The sequence below is a fragment of the Saccharopolyspora sp. NPDC002376 genome, from assembly GCF_053593195.1.
Genome location: NZ_JBSFBZ010000092.1, coordinates 1 through 18299, shown reverse-complemented (window position 1 = coordinate 18299; position 18299 = coordinate 1). Strand labels below are relative to the sequence as shown.

Annotated in this window: 20 protein-coding genes; 13 read left to right on the top strand and 7 right to left on the bottom strand. The window is 67.8% G+C overall.

Annotated elements, in window-relative coordinates:
• Positions 1 to 345: 345 nt before the first annotated feature.
• Positions 346 to 1560, top strand: coding sequence for a Na+/H+ antiporter NhaA (gene nhaA, locus ACWCO2_RS35070; protein ID WP_450132111.1), 1215 nt, complete (start codon positions 346 to 348; stop codon positions 1558 to 1560).
• Positions 1561 to 1689: 129 nt separating this feature from the next.
• On the top strand, positions 1690 to 2190 hold the full coding sequence (locus ACWCO2_RS35065) for a phage holin family protein (protein WP_450132110.1): 501 nt from the start codon (positions 1690 to 1692) through the stop codon (positions 2188 to 2190).
• A 160-nt stretch (positions 2191 to 2350) separates the two neighbouring features.
• On the opposite strand, the gene ACWCO2_RS35060 is transcribed toward ACWCO2_RS35065, so the two are convergent.
• The 4 genes from ACWCO2_RS35060 to nth are packed head-to-tail and all read right to left on the bottom strand — an operon-like array spanning position 2351 to position 5738.
• Positions 2351 to 3535, bottom strand: a complete 1185-nt coding sequence (locus ACWCO2_RS35060) for a MarP family serine protease (RefSeq protein ID WP_450132109.1) — start codon at positions 3533 to 3535, stop codon at positions 2351 to 2353.
• Between the two features lie 51 nt (positions 3536 to 3586).
• Complete coding sequence (locus ACWCO2_RS35055) at positions 3587 to 4288, bottom strand: NUDIX hydrolase (RefSeq protein ID WP_450132108.1); 702 nt, start codon at positions 4286 to 4288, stop codon at positions 3587 to 3589.
• On the bottom strand, positions 4285 to 4920 hold the full coding sequence (locus tag ACWCO2_RS35050) for a TlpA family protein disulfide reductase (protein ID WP_450132107.1): 636 nt from the start codon (positions 4918 to 4920) through the stop codon (positions 4285 to 4287). The genes ACWCO2_RS35055 and ACWCO2_RS35050 overlap by 4 nt, the downstream gene beginning before the upstream one ends.
• The gene (gene nth, locus ACWCO2_RS35045) at positions 4917 to 5738 is read right to left on the bottom strand and encodes an endonuclease III (protein WP_450132106.1); all 822 of its coding nucleotides are present in this window, start codon (positions 5736 to 5738) and stop codon (positions 4917 to 4919) included. Before nth ends, ACWCO2_RS35050 begins: the two co-directional genes overlap by 4 nt.
• Positions 5739 to 5851: 113 nt before the next feature.
• Between nth and ACWCO2_RS35040 the strand changes: the two genes are divergently transcribed.
• The 6 genes from ACWCO2_RS35040 (at position 5852) to ACWCO2_RS35015 (ending at position 10632) form a co-directional block, all read left to right on the top strand.
• On the top strand, positions 5852 to 6106 hold the full coding sequence (locus tag ACWCO2_RS35040) for a hypothetical protein (protein ID WP_450132112.1): 255 nt from the start codon (positions 5852 to 5854) through the stop codon (positions 6104 to 6106).
• Between the two features lie 93 nt (positions 6107 to 6199).
• Positions 6200 to 6874 (top strand): Crp/Fnr family transcriptional regulator, encoded by a 675-nt coding sequence (locus ACWCO2_RS35035; RefSeq protein WP_179717047.1) that lies wholly within the window; start codon positions 6200 to 6202, stop codon positions 6872 to 6874.
• 171 nt (positions 6875 to 7045) lie between these two features.
• Positions 7046 to 7312 (top strand): hypothetical protein, encoded by a 267-nt coding sequence (locus ACWCO2_RS35030; protein ID WP_450132105.1) that lies wholly within the window; start codon positions 7046 to 7048, stop codon positions 7310 to 7312.
• 376 nt (positions 7313 to 7688) lie between these two features.
• On the top strand, positions 7689 to 8924 hold the full coding sequence (locus ACWCO2_RS35025) for an MFS transporter (protein ID WP_450132104.1): 1236 nt from the start codon (positions 7689 to 7691) through the stop codon (positions 8922 to 8924).
• Between the two features lie 207 nt (positions 8925 to 9131).
• Positions 9132 to 9833 (top strand): Crp/Fnr family transcriptional regulator, encoded by a 702-nt coding sequence (locus tag ACWCO2_RS35020; protein ID WP_450132103.1) that lies wholly within the window; start codon positions 9132 to 9134, stop codon positions 9831 to 9833.
• Between the two features lie 85 nt (positions 9834 to 9918).
• Entirely contained in the window at positions 9919 to 10632 is a 714-nt protein-coding gene (locus ACWCO2_RS35015; protein ID WP_450132102.1) for a hypothetical protein, read from the top strand.
• Positions 10633 to 10775: 143 nt separating this feature from the next.
• On the opposite strand, the gene ACWCO2_RS35010 is transcribed toward ACWCO2_RS35015, so the two are convergent.
• Positions 10776 to 10961, bottom strand: a complete 186-nt coding sequence (locus ACWCO2_RS35010) for a hypothetical protein (RefSeq protein WP_450132101.1) — start codon at positions 10959 to 10961, stop codon at positions 10776 to 10778.
• A 3-nt stretch (positions 10962 to 10964) separates the two neighbouring features.
• On the opposite strand from ACWCO2_RS35010, the gene ACWCO2_RS35005 reads away from it, so the two are divergent.
• From ACWCO2_RS35005 to ACWCO2_RS34990, 4 genes are all read left to right on the top strand, one after another.
• A complete protein-coding gene (locus tag ACWCO2_RS35005; RefSeq protein WP_450132100.1) occupies positions 10965 to 12671 on the top strand; it encodes a hypothetical protein in 1707 nt (568 codons plus the stop codon).
• A gap of 80 nt (positions 12672 to 12751) precedes the next feature.
• Positions 12752 to 13672, top strand: a complete 921-nt coding sequence (locus ACWCO2_RS35000) for a hypothetical protein (protein WP_450132099.1) — start codon at positions 12752 to 12754, stop codon at positions 13670 to 13672.
• Positions 13673 to 13758: 86 nt separating this feature from the next.
• Complete coding sequence (locus ACWCO2_RS34995) at positions 13759 to 15024, top strand: DUF4407 domain-containing protein (RefSeq protein WP_450132098.1); 1266 nt, start codon at positions 13759 to 13761, stop codon at positions 15022 to 15024.
• Positions 15025 to 15026: 2 nt separating this feature from the next.
• Positions 15027 to 15515, top strand: coding sequence for a Pycsar system effector family protein (locus tag ACWCO2_RS34990; protein ID WP_450132097.1), 489 nt, complete (start codon positions 15027 to 15029; stop codon positions 15513 to 15515).
• Between the two features lie 34 nt (positions 15516 to 15549).
• Here ACWCO2_RS34990 and ACWCO2_RS34985 read toward each other — a convergent pair whose 3' ends face one another.
• Together ACWCO2_RS34985 and ACWCO2_RS34980 are read right to left on the bottom strand one after the other, a co-directional pair.
• The gene (locus tag ACWCO2_RS34985; RefSeq protein WP_450132096.1) at positions 15550 to 16332 is read right to left on the bottom strand and encodes an MBL fold metallo-hydrolase; all 783 of its coding nucleotides are present in this window, start codon (positions 16330 to 16332) and stop codon (positions 15550 to 15552) included.
• Entirely contained in the window at positions 16329 to 17162 is an 834-nt protein-coding gene (locus ACWCO2_RS34980) for an NUDIX hydrolase (protein ID WP_450132095.1), read from the bottom strand. Before ACWCO2_RS34980 ends, ACWCO2_RS34985 begins: the two co-directional genes overlap by 4 nt.
• Before the next feature lie 111 nt (positions 17163 to 17273).
• Here ACWCO2_RS34980 and ACWCO2_RS34975 point away from each other — a divergent pair, with 111 nt between their 5' ends.
• On the top strand, positions 17274 to 18161 hold the full coding sequence (locus ACWCO2_RS34975; protein WP_450132094.1) for a Gfo/Idh/MocA family protein: 888 nt from the start codon (positions 17274 to 17276) through the stop codon (positions 18159 to 18161).
• The last annotated feature ends 138 nt before the right edge of the window (positions 18162 to 18299 follow it).

Sequence of the window (18299 nt, the reverse complement as noted above, 5' to 3'; positions counted from 1 at the left end):
GCTGCGCGACGTCGCGGAGAACCGCGAGGTCGGCGACGTCACCACGCTCGCCGACTCGTCCGTCATGTCGCTGATCTCCAAGGGCCTGAACACCAGCAGCGACGACTGATCGACACCGTCGAACGGGGCGTCCTCCGGCCGGGAGGGCGCCCCTGTTGCTGTCAACAGAACGTGAAGTTCCTGGCATGTCGCGACGCGAGAAAGCCGCTGACCTGCGGCGATGACGCGACGGAATGGTTTCGCACTGCAACCATCCGGGGGGGGCGGATGTTAGGATTTCGTATAGGTGTGCCGGGAAGTCTGGTCGGCGTCGTAGTCCGTGCTATCCGCGAACGGAGCCATTGAGTGTCGACACCTGACCAGAGCCAGCGCAGCAAGACGTTCGACTTCGCGTCCTACCTGCGCACCGAAACCGTCGGCGGCATGGTGCTGCTGGCCGCCACCGCGCTCGCGCTGATCATGGCCAACTCCCCGCTGACCGGGTTCTACCAGGCCATTCGCGACTTCGAGTTCGGACCGGAGTCGCTGCATCTGAACCTGAGCGTCGGCGAGTGGGCCAAGGACGGCCTGCTGGCGATCTTCTTCTTCGTCGCTGGTCTGGAGCTCAAACGCGAGCTGGTGGTCGGCGAGCTGTCCAACCGCAAGAACGCGATGCTCCCGGTCATCGCAGCCCTCGGCGGCATGATCGTCCCGGCCGTGCTCGCCTTCGCAGTCGGCTACGGCGCGCCCGGTGCGCACGCCGCCTGGGCCATCCCGGTCGCCACCGACATCGCCTTCGCGCTCGGCGTGCTGTCGCTGACCGGCTCCTGGATGCCCACCGCCGCGCGGATCTTCCTGCTCAGCCTGGCCGTGGTCGACGACCTGGGCGCGATCCTCGTGATCGCCGTGCTGTTCACCGACGGTCTGAGCGTGCTCGCGCTGCTGGCCGCCGTCCTGCTGTGTGTGGCCTACTGGTACCTCCAGCGCAAGCGCGTGACCAGCCCGTTCCTTTACATCCCGCTGGCCGTGGCGGTCTGGGTCGCAGTGCACACCAGCGGCATCCACGCCACCATCGCCGGCGTCGCGCTCGGCCTGCTCACCCGCGTCCACCGCGACCCGGACGAGCAGGCCTCTCCCTCGGAGCGTCTGGAGCACCGCCTGCAGCCCTGGTCGGCCGGGCTGATCGTGCCGGTGTTCGCGTTCTTCGCGGCCGGCGTTCCGGTCGACGGCGACGCGCTGGTGGCCATCGGCGAGGACCGGGTCGCGATCGCGGTCATCATCGGTCTGGTGGTCGGCAAGCTGATCGGCATCTTCGGCAGCTCGTTCCTCGCGGTGAAGCTGGGCATCGGCGCCAAGCCGAGCTCGGTGAGCTGGGGCGACATGGCGGCGCTGGCGATTCTCGGCGGCGTCGGCTTCACGGTGAGCCTGCTGATCGCCGACCTGTCGCTGGACGGCGCCGCAGCTGAACGCGCCAAGGCGGCGGTACTGATCGCCTCCGCGATCGCTTCGCTGCTGGCCGCCGCGCTGCTGACGGTCCGGGGCCGCAAGCGCAAGAACGAGGTCGCGAACAGCGAATCCTGACCCACCAGCAGCGAGGCCCCCGGCGAGCTGCGGCTGCCGGGGGCCTCGCTGCTGGTGGGGCCCGCCGGAAGTCACTCACGGGTAACGCACCGCGAGTCGCCGGGTCGCCCGCTGATCGCGCGTGGCACGATGGGGCACGTGAACAGCGCCCAGAACAGCACCAACGGCAACCGTGACGGTGCGGGTTGGACGGCGGTCACGTCCATCCCGCTGTCCGAAGAGGGCACTGCTCCTGATGGGCAGTCCGTCGGCGCGTTGGTCCGCGATGCCACCACCCACCTGTCCACTCTGGTCAGGTCCGAGGTGGAACTTGCCAAGACCGAGCTCGCCGGTGAGGCGAAGAAGGCGATCAAGGGCAGCGTCTACTTCATCCTCGCGCTGACCGTGCTCGGCTTCAGCCTGTTCTTCCTGTTCTTCACGCTGGCCGAGGGCCTGGCCCAGCTCGGCCTGTGGCGCTGGGCGGCGTTCGGCATCGTCTTCCTGCTGATGTTGGTGGTGGCCGGTCTGCTGGCCTTCCTCGGCTACCGCCGGGTCCGCAAGATCAGGGCCCCGAAGCGGACCATCGAGTCGCTGAAGGAAACCTCCCAGCTCACCAAGCGCCACAAGGACGAAGAGCCAGCCTCGGCGTAACACGACGACTACCGCGCGTCGCACCTCCCACCGGAGGTGCGACGCGTTTTTCGTTCCCGAACCAGGTCCACATCCGACACGCCACCGGCGTGTCGGGGCCCGACACAATCGCGTCAAACCCTGGACGGAACGGCCGCTTGGCGGAGCGGTGGAGCTGGGGTCAGCTCGTGCAGTTGCCGGTGGAGACCGAGGTGGTGAGGCTGGGAGCTGCCTCCACCTCGTCGGCGACCTCGGCTGCGGTGAGGGCGAAGCCCGTTTCCGGGTCGTCGACCGCCGCGCCGAAGACCACGCCGACCACCTTGCCGCTGGGGTCGATCAGCGGTCCGCCGGAGTTACCGCTCTGCACCTTGCCGCGCACCGTGTACACGTCGCGGATCACCGTCTGCGCCTCGTAGATGTCCGGGCCGCGCAGCCTGATCCGCTCCCGGATGCGGCCCGCCGACGCCGTGTACGGACCGTCCAGCGGGTAGCCCAGCGCGATCACGTCCCTGCCCGGCGGCACCTCGCCCCCCGCGAACGTCATCGCGTCGGCGTCCAGGTCCGGCACCGACAGGATCGCGACGTCCACGTCCGGCTTGTACATGACGACGTCGGCGTCGAACTGGCCGCGACCGATCTCGATCGCCACCCGCTCGGTGCCCGCGACGACGTGCGCGTTGGTCATCACCCGGTGCGGCGCGATCACGAAGCCGGTGCCCTCCAGCGCCCGCGCGCAGGACGACGCGCGGCCGCGGACCTTCACCACGCTGGCCCGCGAATCGCGCACCACCGGGCTGTCGGCCAGCGCCTGGTCCGGCGGCGCGATCTCGGCCACCGGGGTCTGCGAGAACGGCTCCAAGGCCTGCGGGAATCCCGACACGCCGAGCATTTCGCGCAGGTCGTCGGGCAGTTGCCGCGCCGAGTTCGGCATCACCGAGTTGACCCCGCTGAGCACCTGCGACCGGCTGATCGCCGAGGCCAGCCCGGGCAGCGCGGACGCCGAGGTGAACGGCAGCGCGACCAGCCACGCCACCACCAGGACCGCCACGAACTGCAGCACCGCACCCAGCGCGTTGTCCACACCGGTCAGCCGGCGGGAGGTGATCCGGTCACGCAGTTCGCGCCCGGCCCACATGCCGAAGGTCTCGCCGAAGGCGACCAGCAACACCACGATCCCGACGCCGAAGCCGAGGCGGGCGATCGGGCTGTCCAGCCGGTCCAGCAGCAGCGGCGCCACCTTCAAGCCGACCACCGCGCCGACGAACACGCCCAAGAACGAGAAGAACGCAGTAACCAGGCCGCTCCGCGCCCCCGAGACCGCGGCGAGCAGTGCCAGCAGCACCACCAGCAGGTCGACCCAGTTCACCCGCTCACCTCTCCACCCCGGCGATCAGACCGCACCACGGTCTCAGACCGGTCAAGTTCGACCGAAGCCGATGTCCTCGGCTTCCTCCGCGGCCCGCCATGCCTCGTCGAGCTCCCGCACGTCGCCTCGGTTCCAGCGCTGCGCCCACCCCGCGAGGTCGAGCAGCCCGGACAGCAGTCCACCGGTGAAACCCCACACCAACATGCCGGGCACCAGGAACGCGGGGCTCGCGTGCCGCCCGGTCAGCTCCACCCGCAGCCGGTTGGCCGGGTCGGTCAGCCAGGAGATCGGCACCCGCGCCACTGCAGCGGTCTCCCCGGGATCGACCGGTGAGACAGGCGAGGGCTCGGCCCAGTGCGCGAGCACCGGGGTCACCCGGAACCCGCTGTGCTGGACGTGCAGTTCGGGCAGCGTCACCAGTGGACGGACGCCCTCCGGCCGCAGCCCCACTTCCTCGACGGCTTCGCGGAGTGCGGCGTCGACCGGTCCTCGATCGACATCGTCGATCGAGCCGCCGGGGAAAGCAACCTGGCCCGGGTGCGAGTTCAACCCATCGGCCCGGCGCAGCAACAGCACGTCCGGGCCGTTCACGCCTTCTCCGAAGAGGATCAGGACTGCGGCGGGTCGGGCGTCGGACGGCGGGTTCTCTCGCGGCCAGCCGAAATGCCCGGGGTTCAGCTCGGCGGCCCGTTCGACCAGCGGCTGCAACCATTCAGGCAGCGCAGCGGGGTCGACGAGCAGCTGGGGGCTCACTGCTGCCCCAGGGTGCGCTGGACGGCGGCGCGGACTTCGTCCGGCGTCTGGAACGCGACCGGTGGATCGACGCGGCGGACCTCGCCGGAGCCGGTCACCACGTAACTGATCGGGAGCACGGTGGGCGCCTTGAGCGCGGCCCGGATGCGGTTGTCGCCGTCATGCACGTTGGGGAAGTGAACGCCGAGTTCGGTGAGCAGGTCAAGACCATCAGCGGGATCGCTCTGCACCTGAACCCCGAGCACGCGGATCGCGCCCGGTTGTTCGGCGTAGGCCTGGAGCGCGGGGAGCTCGGTGCGGCACGGCCCGCACCAGGTCGCCCACACGTTGATCAGCGTCGGCTCCCCAGCGACGGCCGAGCCGACGTCGACCGGCTTGCCGTCGGCCTGGCAGCTGCCGGTGATCCCGGCCAGCTGCGCCGGACCGCCCTCGCCTGTCGGGCAGGGCTCGAGCGCCGCGGCGGCGCGCTGCTGCGGATCGACCGGCTTCGCCGCAGGTGGCGGGGCGGGGGCGTCCGTGGCGGCCGTCTGCTGCTCGGCGTCGCGCGGCCAGAGCGCGACCACGCCCAGCACGGCGAGCACCAACACGACGATGGTCCAGCGGATCTCATTCCGGTAGGCGCGCAGATTCACGCCACCGGCTCCTTGGCCGCGGCCTGCTCGATGGTGCTCTCCGGAACTTCCTCAGCCACCCCGGCCAGCTCCAGCAGTCGCGGCGCCTCCGGGCCGCGTACCAGCTTCGCCGCGACGTCCGGCTCGATCGGTCCGGCCCCGAACGACGGGCAGTCCTTGGCCAGCAGGCAGGCCCCGCAGGCGGGCTTGCGGGCGTGGCAGACGCGGCGGCCGTGGAAGATCACCCGGTGCGAGAGCATCGTCCACTCCTTGCGCGGGATGAGCTCACCGATCGCGTGCTCGACTTTGACCGGGTCCTCCTCCGCGGTCCAGCCCCAGCGGCGGACCAACCGGCCGAAGTGGGTGTCCACCGTGATGCCCGGCACGTTGAAGGCGTTGCCCAGGATCACGTTGGCCGTCTTGCGTCCGATTCCGGGCAGCTTCACCAGCTGCTCGAGCTTGGCCGGCACCTCGCCGTCGTACTGCTCGACCAGCGCCGCGCCGAGGCCCATCAGGGAGGCCGCCTTGTTCCGGTAGAAGCCGGTGGAGCGGATCATCTCCTCCAGCTCGGTGCGGTCGGCGCCCGCGTAGTCGGCGGCCGTCGGGTACTTCGCGAACAGCGCTGGGGTGACCTCGTTGACCCGCTTGTCGGTGCACTGCGCGGACAAGATCGTCGCCACGGCGAGTTCCAGCGGCGTGTCGAAGTCCAACTCGCAGTGCGCGTCCGGATACCCTTCGCCGAGAGCGCGCTGGATCCGGCGAGCTCTCCTCACCAGGCCTAGCCGGGTTTCGCCGCCCGCGCGGGACTTGGTCTTCTTGGTTCGAGCCTGATCCGACACCCCACCAGACTACGGATCGGGCGAACGCGGACGGTGGCCGTACCATCACGCCACCGGGGCAACCCCACCCCAGTTGCACCCAGCTCGACGGCATGCGTGAGGATGTAAACATGGTGGCTGCCTGGTTCGTCATCGTCGTGCCGCTCGTGATCATGTTCTTCGCGCTCTTCATGGAGCGCGTGGAGGCCCGCCTGCGGCACGTGGCGGTGCAGGAGAACGAGGTGGAAGAGCTGCTGGAGAACGCCCGTCCCGACGAGGTTCGGGCGCTGTTCCGGCAAGGTATTGGACGAGCGCTGGAGTTGTTCCAGCTTCGCAGGGTGGGACGCGCCGGTAGGCTGCGTACTCGCCGTTCGCGCGACCAGTCTTAGAATTGCTGGTAGTGATCGGCGGCACAACGCCAGACGCGCGCACGCGGGTCCGGCACTACAGCAAGCCGCCGCGTCTCAACATGGAGGGACGAGGTGGACGAGACCCTGGCCCGGGCCGGCATCTTCCAAGGAGTGGAGCCGGCCGCGGCGGAGGCCCTGGCACAGTCGCTGGAACCAGTCGAGTTCCCGCGCGGGCACGTGATCTTCGCCGAGGGCGAGCCGGGTGACCGGCTTTACATTATTCAGTCCGGCAAGGTGAAGCTCGGGCGCAAGTCCCCCGACGGCAGGGAGAACCTGCTGGCGATCATGGGACCTTCGGACATGTTCGGCGAGCTGTCCATCTTCGACCCCGGCCCGCGGACGTCTACGGCGACCACGGTGACCGAGGTCCGCGCGCTGAGCATGGACCGCTCGGCACTGCGGCAGTGGATCAGCACACGTCCGGAGATCGCCGAGCAGCTGCTCCGCGTGGTGGCCCGCCGCTTGCGGCGCACCAACGGCATGCTGGCGGACCTGATCTTCACCGACGTTCCTGGCCGCGTCGCCAAGGCGCTGTTGCAGCTCGCGCAGCGCTTCGGCAGCCAGGAAGCGGGTCTGCTGCGGGTCACCCACGACCTGACGCAGGAAGAGATCGCGCAGTACGTCGGTGCTTCTCGGGAGACCGTGAACAAGGCGCTGGCGGACTTCGCGCACCGCGGTTGGCTGCGGCTCGAGGGCAAGAGCGTGCTCATCCTCGACCCGGAGCGGCTCGCTCGCCGCGCCCGCTGAGCGGCGCTCAGACGCGCGTGAACTGACGCGCGTCGGCCGACGGATCCGGGACTCCTTCCCGGATTCTTCAGTCGACGCGCGTTTTTTCGCGCCCGGAAAACCTGATTTCCCGCCCCGATGTCGGCCTCGCCTGATAAGACCTTGATCAGCTGGCGAGAGGGGTGCGTGTACTTGATCTTGTACGTCGTTGTGCCCGTGCTGATCCTGCTGGGCGCGATCGCCGTTCATCGGCGGGATGCGCGGCGGGGCCGCCGTGATGCGCGGACGCCGGACGGCAAGCCACTGCGCAGCAGCAGCGGCTGGGTGGGTACCGACAGCCACCACCTCCACCACGACAGCGGCTGGAGCGGCGGCGGTTGGGACAGCGGAGGCGGCAGCTTCAGCTGCGATTCCGGCGACTCCGGTGGCGGCGGTGACTCAGGCGGCGGCTGCGACTGACGTCGGACGTGTGAAGAGGCTGGGCGCCACCCCCGACGCGGCGCTCCAGCCTCTTCAACTGCGCGTGATTGATCCCCCGACGACCAACCACGCTCCCCCGATCCTCCGATGCGTCGGCCCCGAATCCTCGACACCGGAGGAAAGCTTTTCTCGACGATGCTGGACGACGGGTGCCGCCAGCAAGGTGCTCTCACTTTCCAGGACGTAGCTAGCCAGAGCTCGGTTTCAGAGTTCACCCGTTCCGGCTACCTACTTGTTAGTGTGCCGCGACCCGGCGAACTGCGTATCGGGTCAAAAGTCCCCATTTGCCGCTGGTGAGGCGAATTACCCCGCACCAAGTTGGTACCAGCGTACCAATATCTGGATACTGGTTCTCGTGTCCCAATCCGCGTCCCTCGCCGACTACCGCACCGCCCTGACCGCACCCGGCGCCCGAGGACCGGTCATCACCTCGCTGCTGGGTCGCCTGCCGATCGCCATGGTCGGTCTCGCCCTGATGCTCTACGTGCAGCGCGAGACCGGATCCTTCGCCGCCGCCGGACTCGTGTCCGCGGGTGCGCTGATCGGCGTCGCCTGCGGCTCGGTCGCACAGGGCCGGATCATGGACCGGATCGGGCCGACGAAGCCGCTGTACGTGATGTCCGCGGTGTTCGCGGCGATGGTGACCGTCGAGGTCGTGGTCATCGAGATGCACGCCCCGGTGGCGCTGATGACCGCGCTGGCGTTCCTGGTCGGGGCCAGCGAGCCGATGGTCGGTCCGGCCTCGCGAGCCCTGTGGGCGCAGCTGCTGCCGCCAGGTTCCGCTCGCAGCGCCGCGTACGCCTACGAGGCAATCAGCATGGAGGTGTTCTTCATCCTCGGACCGGGGCTGGCCGGGCTGATGGTCGCCATGCCGTGGCCGGGGACCGGCGTCGTCGTCGGCGCGGCGTGCATGGTGCTCGGCAGCGTCGGCTTCGCCTCAACGCGTGCCGCTCGTGCCCTGCGGCCGGAGCCCTCGGCGGGCAGCACGAGCCTGCTCGGCGCGATCGCCAGCCCGGGCATGCGGACGGTGGCGATCGCTGCGCTGGGCTTCGGCACCCTGATCGGATTCATCGAGGTCGGCGTGCCGGCGGCGGCGGTCGAGGCGGGCTACCCGACCGTCGGCGGTCTGCTGCTGAGCGTGTTGTCGGTCAGCTCGGTGATCGTGGGCGTCCTCTACGGGCTGCGCCCGTGGCCGCGGCCGATGCACCTGCGGCTGCCCGCGCTGCTGTTCGGCTTCGCCGGGCTGATCACGCTGCTGGCCCTGCCAGGCACGCTCTGGGGCCTGTGCATCGCACTGCTGGTGGCAGGCAGTCTGATCACGCCGCAGTCCACGGCCCACTCGATGGCCATCGAGGTCGCCGCGCCGGAAGGCACCGCTACCGAGGCCTTTGGCTGGGTGGTCACCTCGGTGACGCTCGGCGCGGCCATCGGCCAGTCGGTAAGCGGCCAGCTGGTCGAGCTCAGCGGCCCGGCGGCGTCGTTCCTGACCGCGAGCGCGGTGGGCGTCGTCCTCGCGGCCGTCCTCTGGCTGCGCCGCCGCACCCTCATCCCGGCGACGACCCGCGACGAAGTCTCCCTCGCTGGGGTCTGATCGCCCCCCGCCCCTCCTCCTCCTGACTCCAAGACCGAGCTCTGACGACCTCGCTCCGTAACCGAAACGATCACTCGGACAGCGGTGACGAGGGATTCCAGCACGGACCAGGATGGGCAAGCACAACCGGAAACGGTCAAGTGCGCTGGGGAACCACACCGATCCACTCTGGGGGAGGAGGGACGGTCGGACACCGACCGGCCACCGGTGGCAGAGATTTCGTCATGGCCCAACGGGACCCTGCTCGGAAAACTCGAGCCGAAGAAGCGCAACGCGCTCCTGAAGCTGGGAGTGAGGAAGACCTACGGGAGCAACGAAAAGATCTTGTTCCAGGGCGAGGAATCATCGCACGTAGTCTTGCTGCTGCAAGGCGTTGTCAAAGTGACCGCTGTTCGGGAGAACGGGGCCAAGACGCTGCTGGCGGTGCGCTTCGGCGGCGATCTCGTCGGCGAGATGGGCGTGCTGGAGAAGCGCGAGCGGTCCGCGACTGTGACTTCCTGCATTGACACCGTCGTGCGGCGAATCGAATCCACCGAACTCGAACGATTCCTGAGCCAGGATCCCATGGTTGCCCTCCAGATCACCCGCGTGATCAGTGAGCGACTCCGGTGGGCCAACGACCGCCGGATCGATTTCGCGGCGCACGATGCTGAGACCCGGGTGGTCCGGGTGCTCCTGCAGATCGCAGAAACCTACGGTCGGTACTACCGCAGCACCGAACCGAGAGAGATTCCGTTGTGCCAAGAGGACCTTGCGACCCTGGCCGGTGCTCGACTTCGAACCACCCAGTCGACCCTGCGAAAGCTGGAGACGCAGAACGTGATCGAGCGAGGTTACCGCAAAGTAATGATCACGAACCCCGCCCAGCTACATGCAGTTATGAAAAAACTTAGCGAGAACCCGCAGTAGTGCGGCATTTTCGCCCGTTCGTCGTAGCACAGTTCCCTTTCGCATAGCTGTATGTGTTCATCAGTTGTGAGGAAGGGCCATAAGGGTGAAGTCAACTGGAATCCGTCGACGGCTCTGTGTAGCCGTCGACGTGGAGAACTACGGCGGTCAGGACGATCGGCGACAGCACGCAATCCAGGAGAGCGTGCTGTCAGTCCTCGACGAAGCGGCCACACGAGCGGAGTTGCACCGGGACCACTGGGAACGACAACCCCAGGGAGATGGTGAGCTCGCCGTCCTTCCCGAGACCGAACCAGAGCCGCGGTTGATCGACGACTACCTCCGAGAACTCAGATTCGCGCTCGACCGGCACAACCAGAACCTGCGACAAAGCGCCCGGCTTCGCCTGCGGCTCGCGATTCACTTCGGCGTCGCAATCCCCGCCAGCAACGGCTTCTCCGGCCAGGCCGCTGTGGTCGTGAGCAGACTGCGTGACTCCCAGCCGCTGCGGCAGGCGCTGGCGGCAGCGATCGACGCTGATCTGGTTGTCATGCTTTCGGACCGCCTCTACCAGGAAACGGTCAAGCAGGGGCACACCTCGCTGCGGCCTGATGAACTGCGCCAGGTCTCCGTCCAGGAGAAGACCTTCGCGGACAAGGCGTGGATCTACGTGCCGAGTGACGACGTGCACCGGCTGCCTGCACTCGACGAACCGCGCAACCGGGAAGCGGACAAGGCGAACCGTCCCGAACCGACGGTGGTCAACGAGTTCCACGGCACCGTGCAGGCCGAGCACGCCACGTTCGGCGTGTCCTACTGAGAGCGGTGCTTCGAATGTCCGAAGACGATGTCCACCCCAACCCAACCGACCCCGCTCCCACGCCGCCCCAGGGGACACCAGAACCGAACGCGGAAGCCGATCAGCCGATCACCGACGCTGACTTCGCTGAGCTGCGGCGAACGTCACAGGTCATAAACCAGTTCTACGGCAACGTCGATGCCGGGAGCGCCCAGTTCGGGGTCACGATCGGGGTATCGGCACGTCGCGTGACAGGACCCGTCGATGACACGCAAGTGCAGCAGGCTCATGAGCATTTCATTGCCCCGCCGCGGCACGGTGACGCAACCACCGTTCTTCTCAAGAAACACGTCGTGTTCCTGGCAGGGCCGGAGAACTCCGGCAGGACGACCAGTGCGATCGTCCTCCTCCACAGTGCCCTGGACGACCTGCAAGAGCCGCTGATCGGCCTTTCCCCCGCGATGACGTTGGCCAAGCTCAGCGAGTACCCCCACTTCAAGTCAGGCCGGGGGTATCTGGTTCGTGGCTGGGTCGACGATGCCCAGCCGGTGTCTGTACAGCAATTCGAGTTGGCACGGTTGTCCGACCGGCTCCGAGCCAGTGGCTCGTTCCTCGTACTGGTCACCGACTCCGCTCGCGTGCAACACCAAGAGCTCGAAGCCTGGGTGATCGGTTGGGAGCCCCCCGCTGCCGGAGCGCTCTTCGATGAGTACGCCTCGCCAGAACCAGACCCCCGGGCGCGGAAGCGCGCTCTGGAACTCAGCACCCCTGAAGAGGTAGTTGCCTTCGCAGAAGCCATGTCGGACGGCTTGGAAGCCGCGCTCTCGCGGCTCGGCAACTCCGCCTCGCAACAGGTCTCGGACTGGTTCGACAGCGAGCCTGATCGACGCCGAACGCTGGAGGTCGCGGCACTGGCCTTCGCGCACGGCCTACCGGATCGCACCTTCGAGGCCATCTTCGAGCGCCTGCACGAGATCGCGAATCCGACCCCGGTCAGCGAGCTCTCGCAGACCGGGCTGCGTCAGTCCCGGGCAGACCGGAGCGACCATCCGTTGATCACCACGACCAGGGAGATCCAAGGACCAAGCGGTCTCGTTGGTGAGCGCAGGTTGGTATTTCGGTCCGTCGAACACCGCCAGCAGGTCATCGCCGAGCTCGTCAACCGGTACGGCTTCGAACTGTGGGAACCGATCCGCACCTGGCTGCACGAGCTGGCCTCCGAACCTCCCCTTTCCGAGCTGCACTTCCAGATAGCTCTCGGTGTCAGCCTGCTCGCGAAGTACTCGCCGTCCGAAGCGGAGCAGGACTTCCTGTCACAGTGGGCGGACGGCGCGGTGGTCGCTCGGTTGACCGCGACGCACGTGCTGACCTGGATGTGCACGGACGATTCGCTTGCTCCACAAGCGCTTCGCATCGCGTTGTCCTGGGTGTCTAACGCAGGTCCTCGTCGCGCCATGACGGCTGCGACCGCGCTCGGCGGCGAGATCGGTTCCCGCTACCCCACAGACGCCATGCGTGTCTTGTGGTTCCTGGCCTCACGAAGCCAACGGATCGCAGACGCCGCACGAATCTCGCTGGGCCTCCTGGTCGCCTCGTCGGTCGACGGCGCCGCAGACATCAGCCACATCCTCAGCATGCTCCGCAAGCTCGTCCGTCAGGACATCGCCGGCGGAACCGAGTTCCGCCGAAGCCGACTCGCGTTGACTGCGCTGCTCGCTGTGCTCTCCCGTAGCTGCGCCGGCTCCGATGAACCGATCGCATCGTACGTCCTGCGAAGGCAACCAGACTGCGTCGATGCAGTCGGTGAGATCTGGCGTTGGGTGCTGTGGAGCGGTTCGCACCGTGGACGGGCCATTCGTGCGCTTCAACGGGCGCTGGACGCGCTGGCCGAACACGGCGGCACGCAGCCCGTCGTGGTGGAACTGGGCCGGGTGATCCGAGAAGGGATGCCCGCTCCCCAGCTGGAGTTGTTGCGCCGCGATCTCAACTTCGCGCTGTCGAGCTGTGTCTCCGCGGCTGCCTTTTTGTCGAGTTTGGACTCCCGGGCGATCAACGCCTGACCTCTGGAAGGAGCAACCAGATGAATTCACCGAACTACCCTGTGGTTGCCGAGCATCCGCTCCGGCCAGCACGGCGGCGTATGCTCCTCGGAGGCAAGCGGGAACTCACCGAACTGCCCGCCCAAGAACCGGGAACTGTCCTGGTGTTCGAAGTAAACGGGCATTTCGAAGCGTTTCGCGAGCGCCGCCACCTGACCGGAACTGAAGAAGCAGTCGTCTCAGCCGTCACCGTCAGCGTGGTGGATGTTCGCCAGCGGTTGGTCACGGCCCGACTAACCATCCCGTCCAACAGCCCGGCGGACGACTTCACCGTCGAAGCGGTCTTCCGAGCGAAGGTGACCAAGCCGGAGTCAGTCGCCGCTGCCGGGCTGACCGACATCACTGCCACGCTGCACAGCCACCTGAGTCAGGACCAGGATCTGCTCGCGCTGGGGCTCCAGTGCGGAGTCGAGGACATAAACGAGGTCCGGAGTGTGGTGCGCCGCAGGGTCATGGCGTTCTGCAAGGTCGTACCGCCGCGGATCGACGGCATGGACGTGGCGCTGTGCGAAGTGCGCGTTCCGACGCCGAATCCGCTGCGCGAGCACTCCACCGTCGTACGTGACGAGCGGTGGAGCCAAGATCTCGCGGAGCTGCGGCAGGCGTTCGAGCAACGGGACGTCGAACGGGTCCACACGCTGTTGGAAGGCGGCCCGAGCATGATCACCGCACTCGGTATCAGCCGTCGGGAGATCCACACCTCCGACGCGGTGCGCGACGCATCTGAAGCAGAAGAACGGCGGCGCAAGTACGTGCTCGAACTGCTCGGTGCACTACCGGACGGCTACCTCGACTCCCTGCCCATCGATCCCATGCAGTTCGTGACCGCCCTCAGCACCAGCCTGCGCCCGGATGCGACCGGAAACCCCGCGTTGGAGCAGGACGCGAGGCCAGGAGCGTTGCGTCGCGGACGGGAGCCTCTGGACGAGCCACCAATTCTCGACGAGGACGGGCAGCCGTGATCCAAAACTGGAAAACCGCTGTTCGGCGGCTATGGAACCGAACACTCACGGCAGACCACGGCAGGAAGCTCCGGGTGTTGGCCGGTGTGGACGAGAAGGTGCTCGACGCGGTACCCCACAATCGAGCCCGTTACACCGGTGTAGGCGGGGTCGTGCTCAGCACTGCGGTCATCGCAGGTCTTTCCATGACCTTCGCGCTCAGCCAGGTGCTCGGTGGGTTCAACCCGCTGATTCTAATCCCGGCACTGATTTGGTCGGTCGTGGTGTTGAATCTCGACAGGTGGTTGATCACAAGCTCAACCGATACCCGGTGGGGTCGCCGCACTGCGACGCTGGTGCCACGACTTCTGGTTGCCGTCCTGCTCGGCGTCGTCATCGCTGAACCCATGGTGCTGCGCCTGTTCGAGAGTGCGGTCGAGCAACACGTCAACGATGACCGGGACCGGCAAGTGCGCGAGCTGGTAGACGGACTCGTCCGGTGCAACCCGTTGCCGGGCGGCCCGGAACCGCTGGCTATCGCGGTGGACTGCGCCGGCAAGGCCTTCAGCCTCGGCATCGATCCAACTGCGATCTCGGACGAACTCGGCGCCACCGAACAACAGGCAACCAGCCTGACAGCGAGCATCCGCGCGGACAGCGACCGTCTGGCCGATCTAGAACGCCTGGCACGGCTGGAGTGCACCGGCGCAGTCGGTCCGGGCTTGACCGGGGTGCCAGGAGAGGGCAGGGACTGCCTGCGGCTGCGTGAGCAAGCCGATGAATTCCGCACGAGCAACCCCATCGAGCCACGCGTCGCCATGCTCGGCAGCCTGAACGCGCGCGTTGCCGAGCTACGCAACCAGGCCAGTACGACCCAAGGCGACTACCAGCAGGCGCGCGACGCAGAAATCCAGCGGCAACGTGATGAGCTGCAGTCCCACCAGCAGGAAATCGGTTTGTTGGAGCGCTTTCAGGCTCTGGACGAGTTGACCCGACAGAACTCGTTCTTGTGGGGTGCAAGCTGGATGATCCGGTTTCTGTTCATCGCGCTCGACTGCCTGCCCATTTTGGTCAAGTTGCTCGGTGGCACCAGCGCTTACGACCGGCTGGTGGAAACCCGCACCACGAGCCACGAGCGCATCCACACCGAGCTCGTACGAAGCACTGAGGAGGCTGTTCTGGGCGAACTCGACCTCCGAAGACACGAAAAACAGCTGGAGCAGCAGAAAGACCGGGAGCGGCTGGATCTGGCCATGCGAAAGCACGACGCCGGGATCACCCACCAGATCAACGAAACGATCGCAGCAGTTGCCGCCCGCATCGATCCCGAAGCCGCTGAGCAGACCAACGGTCACCGAGTCCCCGGAAACTGATCGTGGCTGGAACTGAGGACGCTTGGAAGGCACTGCAGCAAGCCAACGACTGGATCAAGGTTGCGGACGCGAAGGCCGCAGCAGCACTTGCCGGTAGTGGAGTACTGGGAGGCCTGCTCGTCCGCGGTTTCCCGCGACTCGGTGAATGGCAGCACGCCCCGTGGCGCGCGAGTTTCATACTCGCAGGCTTCGTGATGGTCAGCGCGAGCGCGCTGCTCGCGCTGAGCGTAGTCCTGCCACGACTCCGCAATACCGGGCAGAACTCAACGATCTTCTTCGGGCACATCGCGCTGCGCTACCGGGATGTTCACAACTTCAAGGCCTCGTTTCTGCCTGCTCTAGACCGCGAAGCCCAGTTGCGGGAACTGCTCGCGGAACAGCTTTGGTCGAACAGTCGAGTCGCCCAGCGCAAGCTCCGAACGGTGTCGGTCTCCGTCTGGTTGCTCGGCGCCGCCCTCGCTATGGCAGCCATCGCAGGCATCATGCACTGACGTACGCCCGTCCCTCTCAACAACTTCACACCGCTTACACGTTTTCCTGGAGGTAGGTGAGCTGGGCCTGGACCGTGAGGTCCGCTGCCGGCCAGACCGATCGGTCGACGTCGGCGTAGACGACCTCCACCACTTGGCGCGGGGTGACGTCTGGGCCGAGGTCGGCGAGAGCCTCGCGGACCTGCTCCAGGCGCTGCTGGCGGTGCTGCAGGTAGTGCGTCGCGATCGCTCGGACGTCCGGGAGGTCCGGGCCGTGACCGGGGAGCACGCGCATGCCTTCGGGCAGATCGGCGAGGCGGCGCAGCGAGGCGAGGTAGGAGGCCAGGTGGCCATCCGGGTGGGCGACCACCGTCGTGCCCCGGCCCAGGACGCTGTCGCCGGTGAACACCGCCGGTTCGTCGTGGTCGACCGCGAAGCAGACCGAGTCAGCGGTGTGGCCCGGCGTGGCCAGCACGCGCAGCCCCACGCCGCCCACGTCGATGACCTCGCCGTCCTGGAGCGGCTCCGCTCCCCGGCACAGCGCCGGGTCCAGGGCTCGCACCGGCGCGCCGGTCAGCTCGACGATCTGCGCGACGCCGTCGGTGTGGTCGGGGTGGTGGTGAGTCAGCAGCACCAGCGACACCGGGCCGTGGTCCGCGACAAGCCACAGGTGCTCGGCGTCGTCCGGGCCCGGGTCGATCACCACTCGGCCAGCGGCGTCCCCCACCAGCCAGGTGTTGGTGCCGTCCAGGGTCATCGGCGAGGGGTTCTGCGCCAGCAGCACCGAGGCGTACCGGGTGACCGGACGCAGGGCTGCGTAAGCGGGGTGCTCGGTCACTTCGCCTCCTCGAACCCGGGCTCGCCTGGCAGCAGCACGTACCAGCGGCCGTCGCGCTTGACCAGCTTCGGGATGATCTTGCCCATGGTGGTTCGCTCGGCCTCCAGCGCGGCGGACACGCTGGCGTGCTCAGCGAGTTCTTGCAGCGTCGCGCGGGTCGGCGGGAGCAACTGGCACCTGCCCTCCGCGAAGTCCGCCAGTGCCTGCTCCGGCGTCGCCCAGTACGCCTCGACCGCCTCGGACGTCCTGGCGTCGGCGTGCTGGCCGGTGGGCATCGCGGCGAGGAAGAAGCGCGTGTCGTAGCGACGCGGTTCGCCCTCCGGGGTCACCCAGTTCGACCACGGGCGGAGCAGGTCCGCGCGAAGCACCAGGTCCTCGCGGGCCAGGAACTCCGCCAGCGACAGGTCGCGGGCGACGAGCCCGGCGCGGGCCTCGGCGTAGTGGCTGGTGTCGCAGACCAGCGTCGACGCGTCCGGACCGGCGAGCAGCACGCCGGACTCCTCGAACGTCTCGCGCACGGCCGCGCACACAAGCGCCCGCGCGGTTTCCGGGGAGCAGCCGAACCGCTCGGCCCACCAGTCCGGTTCGGGCCCGTGCCAGGAAACCGAGATGTCCGCGTCGCGCGGATCGACCCCACCACCGGGGAAGACGGTCATCCCGGCGGCGAAGGCCATCGCCTTCACCCGTTTTTGCAGGAAGACCTCGGGCCCCGCAGAGCCGTCCCGGACCAGCATCACGGTCGCCGCGTCCTTCGGGACCACCGGTCGGTCCGACGGCGTTTCGGGCACGAATCCCGTTGGCAGGGACCGATCTCCGGGGTCTAGCACCATGCCGGACACCCTATGCCGGAAAGCGCGGATGTCCACCAGCTCGTGGTCCACAGCTCCCGTCGGACCCCCCAACTGCCGTAACCGCAATGGGTCATCGGCACCATTGGCGGCATGGACGAAGCACTGCGGGTCGGGGTTGTCGGAGCAGGACCTTGGGCGCACCGGGTCCACGCACCAGGGCTGCACGCGCACCCGGAGACGCGTTTGACGACGGTGTGGGCGCGGCGGCCCGATTCGGCCAAGACCCTCGCCGGTGAGCACGGCGCGGAAGTCGCGGCCAGCTTCGACGAGCTGCTCGAATCCGTCGACGCCGTTGCGTTCGCCGTGCCGCCGTCGGTGCAGGCCGAGCTGGCGCCGCGAGCGGCTCGCGCGGGCAAGCACCTGGTCCTGGAGAAGCCGCTGGCCGACGACCAGGCCGGGGCCGAGGAGATCGTCGAGGCAGTGACCGAGTCCGGCGTGGCGGCGCTGATGATGCTCACCCGCCGGTTCGCCCCGGAAGTCCAGAACTGGCTGGCTGAGCTGCAGGAACTCGGCGGTTTGCAGGGCGGCACCGGTCGCTGGCTGGCCGGCGGGCTGCTGGCCGGCGACTACGCGGCCTCCGAGTGGCGACAGGAGGACGACGGCGCGCTGATCGACGCAGGTCCGCACGCGATCGACCTGCTCGACGCGGCGCTCGGCGACATCGAAGAGGTGCACTTCGCGCACCGCGGCGACGACGGACTCTGGCAGCTGGTGTTCGGCCACGAAGGCGGCGCGACCAGCACGCTCACCCTCTCGCTGCGCATGCCGGTCCAACCGTCACTGGTGGACTTCGCGGTGTACGGCGAGCACGGCTGCTTCCCGCTGACGGGCCGCCGCACGGCAGCCCGCGACTGCTACGCCCAGCTACTCGACGACCTGCTGTCGATGATCCGCGAAGAACGCACGAACCACCCCTGCGACGTCCACCGAGGCCGCCACCTGCAACGAGTCCTCGCCAACGTCCTCAAAGCCCGCTGACCGAGCCGTCACCCGGGGCGTGGTCAATTTCTCGCGAAATTGACCACGCATCGATGTCCGGGAACGCGGGCTGGGCAGCCACGCCGCGCTCACCGGCGTCGCCGAACTGAACCTTGGGATATGACATCGCGGATGCGC

Coding starts and splice junctions, on each gene's coding strand:
- ACWCO2_RS34975 (WP_450132094.1), top strand. CDS start 17,274: ATGGACGAAGCACTGCGGGTCGGGGTTGTCGGAGCAGGACCTTGGGCG.
- ACWCO2_RS35065 (WP_450132110.1), top strand. CDS start 1,690: ATGGGGCACGTGAACAGCGCCCAGAACAGCACCAACGGCAACCGTGAC.
- ACWCO2_RS35000 (WP_450132099.1), top strand. CDS start 12,752: ATGCTCCTCGGAGGCAAGCGGGAACTCACCGAACTGCCCGCCCAAGAA.
- ACWCO2_RS34980 (WP_450132095.1), bottom strand. CDS start 17,162: ATGGTGCTAGACCCCGGAGATCGGTCCCTGCCAACGGGATTCGTGCCC.